Source organism: Geodermatophilus chilensis (genome assembly GCF_002802985.1).
Classification (GTDB): domain Bacteria; phylum Actinomycetota; class Actinomycetes; order Mycobacteriales; family Geodermatophilaceae; genus Geodermatophilus; species Geodermatophilus chilensis.
Genome location: NZ_NVPT01000060.1, coordinates 21,757 through 30,302, shown reverse-complemented (window position 1 = coordinate 30,302; position 8,546 = coordinate 21,757). Strand labels below are relative to the sequence as shown.

The following is an 8,546-nucleotide window of genomic DNA, read 5'->3' as shown; positions in this document are numbered from 1 at the left end:
CCGCCAGTTGCTCGTAGCTCGGCGCGGACACGGACCGATCCTTCACAGCCCGCCAGGATCACCCGATCACGACACGCGGGCGACCACCTGAACAGTCACTCCTGGTACTGCTCGCGGTGCGCCGACACGATCTTTCTTGCCTTTCTCGCACGAAACAAGGGGATCGCTATGAACGGCTGCATGCCGGCTATTGACTTCGACACCTGCAGGACCGGTGAGAGCGGCGCGGTGGTCGACTCTCCCGATCCGGTTCCCGCAGGGAGATGCCGCCGAGCAGGGACTCCGGCTCCTGCGATAACTCATAGCCGCTCCTGCAAGACCGCCGACTCGGGTGCTCTCGCGTGCGTGGTGCCGTTCGATGCGCACGACCGGAAGTCGAATGCCAGGAATGTCGGAAACCTCAGCTCGGCTACCGAGGACGAGCTCATCGACGGGTGCCTGTACGGCGACGAACTGGCCTTCGGTGAGCTGATGACGCGACACCAACGGCTGGTCTACAACGTGTGTCTGCGCATCACGGAAAATCACGACGACGCGCTGGAGGCCATGCAGGAGACTCTCATCCGGGTATGGCGGTTGCTCGGTGGATACGAGCGGCGATCGAGCTTCCGCACCTGGCTGTATCGAGTGGCCTCCAACGCGGCGCTGGAGGAAACCCGCAGGCGCCGACGGAGGCCGGAGCCTACTGACGAGGTCTGGGTCGAGGGCGTGGCCGGAGTTGCTCGAGCCGCCCAGGTTGTGCCAGTCGACGAGCAGGTGGTGGCGAGAATGACGGCAGACGAGGCTCTCTCCCAGCTGCCGCCGTCATACCGTGCCGCCGTCGTGCTGCGAGAACTGTGTGGATGCTCCTACGACGAGATTGCCGCGGCGTTGGCCATACCGGTCAACACCGTGAAGAGCCGAATTGCCCGCGGCCGTCAGGCATTGAGCCTTTCCCAGTAGTGGCCGAACCAAGTTGGTGATCATGTCGTCCGGTCGTGCTCGCGGTGGAGGACGAGGGCGGCGGCGGTGATCGCGCCGATGCGCCAGGGGCACAGGCTGACCCGGCGCAGGGCCTTGAAGGTGGTCTTGAGCAGCGAGTTGCCGCGTTCGGCCGGGGCGCGGGTGGCTGCGTGCAGCAGGTTGACGGTGCGCTGATCGGCGGTCAGCCGGCACCCGGCGCGGTGCTTGATCGGCGTGGTCAGCGCACCGCGTTCGCCCTCGTAGCCCAGGTCGCCCAGGGCCGCGTGCTCGCCGTCGGTCCACTCGGCCAGCAGCGGCAGCACCTCGGGGTGGGCGCGCAGCGCGGTGGTGTCGTGCTCGCGGCCTGGGCGCACCGGGGAGGTCCAGATCGGCCAGCCGTCCGGGGCGGCGATGACCTGCACGTTGCCGCCGTGGGCGGTGTGCTTGCCCGACCACCACAGGTCCACCCGGCGACCGGAGCGGTCGGTCCGGGCGGTCGGGCCCGGCATGTGGCAGCGGTCGGTGCGGATGAGCGTGCCGTCGACGGTCACATGGGAGTGGCCGGCGGCGCGGGCGGCCAGCAGCGCGCCGCGCAACCCCGGTGCGGCGGCGGCGAGGACGTCGATGCCCTCGTGCAGGTACCGGTAGGCGGTGGAGCGGCCGATCCGGTTGTCGCCGGCCAGCTGCGCCAACCGGGTGCCGTCGAGAAACCAGCGCAGGACCAGCACCACCTGTCGGTAGCAGCCCAGCGCCCGGCGCCGGCCCCGGGTTCCCCGGCGACGGCGTTCGGCGGCCAGCAGGCCCGACACGAAGTGCACGGTCTCCTCGGCGACGGGGAGCACGGCGGTGTAGATGACAGGATCGGACACAGCAGGACCTCGGTGGTGGACATCTGTGGAAGGACGTCCCTCCTACCGAGGTCCTGCGCCGTCTCTCCTCATCTGTCCGCCGTCGGCGTGTCCGGTCCGACCTGCCAGCCGCCCGCTACTGGGAAAGGCTCATTGTTCGCGCGTCTCGGGCCGAGCGCGGCCTGACGAGTCCAGGACAGGGCTCCCGCGGAAGGCGAGCGACCTCATCGGGACGCCTGAGTGATCGTGGGGCTGGAGGTTCGCCCCTCCAGCCGGGCGCCACAGGGCTGACCGGATCGGACCCGGTCCTGTGGAACCCGTTCTGGTTGGCCCCGAGCCGCGGTGGCGCGGAGTCGACGTACCCACTGACGACAGAACCCCCACCGCTGTCGAGCCGTGGGGTTCAGGCCGGTGTCCGAGGGGCGTCTCGGTACATACGCACACGCCTCTCCTCGGCTGGCTGAACTCCCACTCGTCATGCGTGCCGGTCAGCCGTAGACGCCGGCGCGGTACCTGCCGCGAGGGGTTCGTCGGTCGGCGGCGGGATGGAGGCCAAGGAGCACCGACCGGATGTCGAGGTCGGCCGATCGTCGGCCCACCTCTACATCGGAATCACGCGAGGTCGAACCGATCGAGGTTCATGACCTTGTTCCACGCGGCCACGAAGTCACGCACGAACTTCTCCTTCGCGTCGTCGCACGCGTAGACCTCCGCGATGGCACGGAGCTGGGAGTTTGATCCGAAAACGAGGTCGGCGGCGGTAGCGGTCCACCTGATCTCGCCCGTGGCACGATCCCGGCCCTCGTACACGTTCTCGGCCGAGGCGGACCCCTGCCACTCCGTGCCCATGTCGAGCAGGTTCACGAAGAAGTCGTTCGTCAGCGTCTCCGGCCGGTCGGTGAAGACGCCGTGCGGGGCCCGCCCGTGGTTGGCGTTCAGGGCCCGCATCCCGCCGATGAGCACCGTCATCTCGGGAGCGGTCAGGTTCAACGTGAAGGCCCGGTCCACCAGCAGCGTCTCCGGCGAGAGCTTCTCCCCGGCCCGGAGGTAGTTGCGGAATCCGTCCGCGGTCGGCTCCAGCACGGCGAACGTCCCCACGTCGGTCTGGTCCTGGGAGGCGTCCGTGCGTCCCGGCGCGAACGGCACCGTGATGTCGTGCCCGGCATCCTTCGCCGCCTGCTCCACGGCCGCGCATCCGCCCAGGACGATCAGGTCGGCGAGCGAGACCTTCTTCCCGCCGGACTGTGTGCCGTTGAAGCCCTGCTGGACCTGCTCGTAGGTCGGCAGCACCCTGGCCAGCTGGGCCGGGTCGTTGACGTCCCAGTTCCGCTGCGGCTCGAGGCGGATCCGGGCCCCGTTGGCGCCGCCACGCTTGTCGGTGCCGCGGAAGCTCGCCGCCGACGCCCAGGCGGTGGACACCAGCTGGGGGATGGACAGTCCCGAGTCGAGGAGCGTGCGCTTGAGGGCCGCGATGTCGTCGTCCCCGAGCAGTTCGTGGTCGATCGGGGGAACGGGGTCCTGCCACAGCTGCGGCTCCGGCACCCACGGGCCGAGGTAGCGCGAGAGAGGGCCCATGTCGCGGTGCAGCAGCTTGTACCAGGCCTTGGCGAACGCCTCGTCGAGCTGTTCGGGGTTCTGGAGGAACCGCTGCGTGATGGGCCCGTAGACCGGGTCCACCCTCAGCGCGAAGTCCGTCGTCAGCATCATCGGACCGTGCCGCTTGGACGGGTCGTGCGCGTCGGGAACGGCGTCGGCCGCGGCGCCGCCCTTCGGCGTCCACTGCTTCGCACCGGCCGGGCTCTCGGTCAGCTCCCACTCGTGGCCGTACAGGGTCTCGAGGAAGCTGTTGTCCCACCTGACCGGGGTGGGGGTCCACGCACCCTCGAGCCCGCTGGTGAGCGCATCTGGGCCCACGCCGCTGCCGTAGCTGTTCTTCCAGCCGAGGCCCTGCTGCTCGATGGGGGCGGCCTCGGGCTCGGGGCCGATGTACGAGGGGTCGACCGCGCCATGGCTCTTGCCGACCGTGTGGCCGCCGACGATGAGCGCGACCGTCTCCTCGTCGTTCATGGCCATGCGACCGAAGGTCTCGCGGATGTCGCGGGCGGCGGCCAGCGGATCCGGGCGGCCGTTCGGCCCCTCCGGGTTCACGTAGATCAGGCCCATCTGCACGGCGCCGAACGGCCCGGTGAGCTCCCGGTCGCCGGTGTAGCGCTCGTCCCCGAGCCAGGTGTCTTCGGGCCCCCAGAAGATCTCCTCGGGCTCCCAGATGTCCTCTCGACCGAAGGCAAAGCCGAACGTCTTGAATCCCATCGATTCGTAAGCGCAGTTGCCGGCGAAGATGAGGAGGTCGGCCCAGGAGATCTTGCGGCCGTACTTCTGCTTGAGCGGCCAGAGCAACCGGCGTGCCTTGTCGAGGCTCGCGTTGTCGGGCCAGCTGTTGAGGGGGGCGAAGCGCTGCGCGCCGGACCCGCCACCGCCCCGGCCGTCGGCGATGCGGTACGTGCCCGCCGCATGCCAGCTCATTCGGATGAAGAGCGGCCCGTAGTGGCCGTAGTCGGCCGGCCACCAGTCCTGCGACGTCGTCATCAGGTCGAACAGGTCCCGCTTCAGCGCCTCGACGTCGAGGGTCTTGAACTCCTCGGCGTAGTCGAAGCCCTCGCCCATCGGATTGGGCCGGGGCTCGTGCTGGCGGAGAACCGACAGGTCGGGCTGGTTCGGCCACCAGTCCCGATTCGTCCGCGGCCGGGTCGAGGGCTTCGGAGTGGGGCTGGGGATTGCGGGATTTTCGCTCTCGCTGATGCTCTCGGTCCCGGTCTTGACGCCCTCGCCGAATTTCTCGGTCACGTCCGGTCCCTCTTCCCTGTCTCGCCGTTTCCTCGTGATGGCTGGTTGCCTTCAGCCGCTGGACGCCGTTGCCGCCAGACACGCCGGGCATCGACCCCAGTAGATGACCTCGGCCTCGCCGATGTCGTAGCCCGAGATGTCGGGGCCGTCAGGCAGGCGGTGTCGCCGAGGGCGCCGTCGACGTCGGCGATGGCACCGCACGACCGGCACACGACGTGGTGGTGGTTGTCCCGGACCCGCGCCTCGTAGCGAGCCACGGAGCCCGACGGCTGGAAGCGCCGCACCGAACCAGCGGCGGTCAGCGCGTGCAGCACGTCGTAGACGGCCTGGTGGGATACCCGGCCGAACTCCTTCCGTACGGCAGTGATGATCCAGTCAGTGTCGGCGTGCGGTTGATAGTGCACGACCGACAGCACCGCGAGCCGAGGACGGGTCACGCGCAGGCCGGCCCCGCGCAACATGCGCTCGTAGTCCGACGTCGTCGGCACACATGGAAGCCTGGCCCCACCTCTGGAGTCGATCAACCCTCGCGAGCTTCAACCCTCGACTTGTGCACGGTCGGGCCAAGCAGGCAGCGTCACCCGAACGGCTGTGCAGGGATGGGGTCGACGACGTCTCGTGTCCGGGCGAACCGGGGAAGGGCCGTCGCGAGACAACGGCTACGGGATCTCACCCCGGACCCCCGACCCGGGGGTACCGAACCACGCCCACATGAACGATGTACCGAGACACCGTCAAACGGAGTCCCGGGACGTCCGGTCCTGCTCCACGACGACAGGATCCCCGCAGCTGGTCAGCCGCGGGGATCCTATCATTGGTGTCCGAGGGGCGACACGCTACATACGCACACGCCTATCGGCCTGATCACGGCTGTCGCCGGGGAGAACCCGGACCGAGCCGTGGTCCCCGGTGGCGCAGGGGAACTACGGCGACGTCGCAGTGCGGCCCGCCGAAAAGGTATCCAGCTCCCCGGCCTCCGGCACCCTGACGACCGGGTTGACAGGGTCGCAGACGTGGCGAGCCCCTCGGGGTCCTGGCGGACGGTGCACCGGCCGGGGATGCTCTGTCGATGGCGCAGACGCTGTGTCCGGCGTTGGTCGGTCGGCGCCAGGAGATCGACGTGCTGACGCGGGTAATCGACGCCGGCCGCGGCGGCGTTCTGGCGCTGCTCGGCGAGGCCGGGATCGGCAAGTCCCGGGTCGTCCGGGAGCTGTTCCGGTGCGCGGAGGGCCGCGGGGCGGCTGTGGTGACCGGTCGAGCGGTGCCCGCCCGGCGGCCACTGCCATACCGGCCGCTGGCAGAGGCACTCATCGCCGCATGCCGCCGCTCCGGATTGCCGGATGACCCACAACTGATCCCGTACCGGGCAGCCCTCGGCCGTCTGCTCCCCGAGTGGCACAGGCCGGAGCTCGCAGGCTCGGCGGAGTCGTCTCTCGTCCTGGCCGAAGGCGTCCTGCGTCTGCTGACGGTGCTGGGTGGTGGCGCGGGGGTGCTGCTCGCCATCGAGGACGTCCACTGGGCCGACCTGGAGACACTGGACGTGCTCGAGTACGTCGCCGATCACGCCGTCGACGAACGGTTGGTCGTCGTGGTCACGGCACGACCGGGGGCATCGGACGGGGCCGGGCTCCTGCACGACCTGGTCGCCCACCGGACCGCGACGCTGGTCGAGTTGTCGCCGCTGACCGGCGACGAGGTCGCCACCATGGCCCGGTTGTCGCTCGGCATGCCGACCGTCCCGCCCGGGCTTTCCGCGCTGCTGGCCCGCGCGGACGGCGTCCCGTTCCTGGTCGAGGAGCTGCTGACGGCGGCCATCGATGCCGGCGCGCTGGTTCGTCGCGGGACAGGCTGGGAGGTGTGCTCGGCAGCAGACACGGTCGTCCCCCCATCCTTCGCCGACGCCGTACGCCGTCGCCTTGACGTCCTCTCGCCGGAGGACCGTGCGGTCATCGACCTCGGCGCGCTGCTCGGGCGGCTGCCTCCGGCGGTGCTGGCCTCCGCGCTCGGCCGTAGCCCCGACCAGGTGGCCGACGTCCTGATGCGCGCGGTGGAGATGCAACTGGTGGCAGTGGACGACGGAGCGTTCAGGTTCCGGCATGCCCTGACCCGCGACGCCGTGCTGGGTGGGCTTGTCCCCGAGGTCCGCGAGGTCCTGGCGCGGAAGGCGCGGTCAGCGATCGAGACCGTTCACGCCGGGCTGCCCGGGCACTGGTGCGAGCTCGCCGCCGAGCTGAGCCAGCTGGCCGGGGACACCGCGGACGCCACGAGCCTGCTCTTTACGGCCGGGTTCCGGGCCGTTGCCGACGGCGCGCTGGCGACCGCGGCGCGCATCCTCGAGCACGCTCGATCGCTGGCACGCAGCGGGTCGCCGTCAGCCCTCGACATCGATGAGCTGCGCGTTCGGGTCGCTGGGTTGCGTGGCGACCTGGACAGCGCCGTCGACCTCTCACGACGTCTCCACGGGGAAGCCCCCGAGCCCTCTCGACGGGCTCGCATCCACGTGCAGCTGGCTGAGGCGGCGAGCGCGGCCGCGCATTGGACCCTGGCGCTGGAGGAGCTGGCGCAGGCCCGTGTGCTCGCGGCCGACGATGCAGCCCTGGCGCAGATCGATGGGCTCACGGCGCACGTGCTACTGGGTGCCGCCCGCGTCGCGGAGGCAGAACCGATCGCGCGCCGCGCCCTGGAGGTGGCACAGCGGCGCGACCTCGCGGACGTGTCCTGCCAAGCGTTGGAGGTCATGGGGCGCATCGCGCGCAACCGGGACTTGGGGGAGGCCGAGGCCATCTTCGCCCGGGAACGCGAGGTCGCGTCCCGGCACGGGGCGAAGTTGTGGGAGCTCCGGGCTACGCACGAGCTGGGCACGATCGACCTGCTGCAGGCCAACGACACCGTCCGTCTGCGGCAGGCCCGGGCGCTGGCTGCCGAGGCCGGGGCCCTCTCGATGGCGGCCACCATCGACCTGCAGCTGGGCATGTCCGGCTGGATCGCCCTCGACGCCGGGACCTGTCTGGACTCGGCCCGCCGATGCCAGGACGCCGCGCGCCGGTTCCACCTCGACCTCCTGCTCGCCGAGGCGCTCTTGCTCGAAGCGGCAGCCCACGGTTTCGCCGGCCGGCGTGCTGCGATGGAACTGGCTATCGCGGAGGCCATGGCGACGGGCCGGCCCGAGCCGGACCTGGAGGCCAACGCCTGGGCGCACAGGGGGACTTACGCCCTGCTCCGCGAAGACCGTGCCGGGGCGATCGCGGCGCTCGACACGGCGGTCTCGATCCTCCGAGACGCCGCCACGGTCTACGTACGTCCGTACTGGCGCACCTGGGCGCTGCTGCGGACCGTGCAGGACGACGGTGGCGAAGAGGCCCGAGCCGAGGCCCGGCAGCTCACGCCGGCCGACAGCCGGCTCTCGACGGCGGTCCTCCGCTATGCCGACGCGATCGCCGCTGGCCGGGGTGGGGACCCTGCGACCGCCGCAGCACTCTTCCGGGAGGCGCGTGTGCACATCGCAATGCCGGGCATGGCTGCGCAGCGCCATCTGTCCGAACGGCTTGTGGCCGAGTGCGCTCTCGCCGATGGGTGGGGCTGTCCGGTGGAGTGGCTCACCGAGGCAGCTGCGTTCTTCCGTCGCTCGGGCCACGAGCACGTGGAGCGCGCCTGCCGGTCGCTGCTGCGCAGAGCCGGCGTGCCGGTCCGGCGTCCCGAACCCGAGGGCGGCGTGCCTCCGGGGCTCGCTGCGCTCGGCGTCACCGACCGCGAGGCGGAGGTGTTCGCGCTCGTGACCGAAGGCCTGCCCAGCAAGGAGGTCGCGGCACGCCTGTTCATATCGGTGCGCACGGTGGACAAGCACGTAGAACGGCTCCTCGCGAAGACCGGGCTTGCCCGTCGAGGCGATTTGCGCACCTTGCGTACGTAGTG

5 protein-coding genes are annotated in these 8,546 nt (G+C 70.4%); 2 read left to right on the top strand and 3 right to left on the bottom strand.

The annotated features are described in order from the left end of the window. Positions 1 to 345: 345 nt before the first annotated feature. Entirely contained in the window at positions 346 to 942 is a 597-nt protein-coding gene (locus CNO22_RS12050) for an RNA polymerase sigma factor (protein ID WP_157936916.1), read from the top strand. Positions 943 to 962: 20 nt separating this feature from the next. On the opposite strand, the gene CNO22_RS12045 is transcribed toward CNO22_RS12050, so the two are convergent. The 3 genes from CNO22_RS12045 to CNO22_RS12035 form a co-directional block, all read right to left on the bottom strand. Next, positions 963 to 1,784, bottom strand: coding sequence for a transposase family protein (locus tag CNO22_RS12045; protein ID WP_198588275.1), 822 nt, complete (start codon positions 1,782 to 1,784; stop codon positions 963 to 965). A 618-nt stretch (positions 1,785 to 2,402) separates the two neighbouring features. Beyond that, positions 2,403 to 4,634, bottom strand: a complete 2,232-nt coding sequence (katG, locus tag CNO22_RS12040) for a catalase/peroxidase HPI (RefSeq protein WP_100499602.1) — start codon at positions 4,632 to 4,634, stop codon at positions 2,403 to 2,405. After that, positions 4,631 to 5,122, bottom strand: a complete 492-nt coding sequence (locus CNO22_RS12035) for a Fur family transcriptional regulator (RefSeq protein WP_269799590.1) — start codon at positions 5,120 to 5,122, stop codon at positions 4,631 to 4,633. The genes katG and CNO22_RS12035 overlap by 4 nt, the downstream gene beginning before the upstream one ends. A gap of 581 nt (positions 5,123 to 5,703) precedes the next feature. On the opposite strand from CNO22_RS12035, the gene CNO22_RS12030 reads away from it, so the two are divergent. Further along, on the top strand, positions 5,704 to 8,544 hold the full coding sequence (locus CNO22_RS12030) for a helix-turn-helix transcriptional regulator (RefSeq protein WP_100499601.1): 2,841 nt from the start codon (positions 5,704 to 5,706) through the stop codon (positions 8,542 to 8,544). Positions 8,545 to 8,546 lie beyond the last annotated feature (2 nt).

Coding starts and splice junctions, on each gene's coding strand:
- CNO22_RS12030 (WP_100499601.1), top strand. CDS start 5,704: ATGGCGCAGACGCTGTGTCCGGCGTTGGTCGGTCGGCGCCAGGAGATC.